The following is a 336-nucleotide window of genomic DNA, read 5'->3' as shown; positions in this document are numbered from 1 at the left end:
TCATCAAAAAAACACCGAGCAGTGGTCAGCTGAAGCCAAGTTCGCCACCGTCATGGAAACAGCCAGTCTGTCAGAAGCCGAGCTGAGTCAATATTGCCGCGAGCGAGGCTTGTTCCCCGAGCAAGTCAAAGCATGGAAGCGCGCTTGTATCAGCGGTGCAGGCCAAGCTGAACAATCCAAAAAGGCTGAGCAGGCAGCGCGTAAAGCCGAGAAAAAGCGCATCCGTGGCCTAGAAACAGAGCTACGCCGCAAAGATAAAGCCCTTGCCGAAACGACAGCGTTACTGGTGCTATCAAAAAAGCTCAATGTCTTGTACGAGAGCGACAACGAGGAGGA

The 336-nt window shown here is 53.0% G+C and carries 1 pseudogene; it reads left to right on the top strand.

The features are described from left to right. A pseudogene (locus BZJ21_RS16470) lies at window positions 1-336 on the top strand (IS3 family transposase); the annotation flags it as partial.

The sequence above is a fragment of the Salinivibrio costicola subsp. alcaliphilus genome (assembly GCF_001996185.1).
Lineage (GTDB): Bacteria > Pseudomonadota > Gammaproteobacteria > Enterobacterales > Vibrionaceae > Salinivibrio > Salinivibrio costicola.
This window is presented reverse-complemented; position numbering and strand designations above follow the sequence as displayed.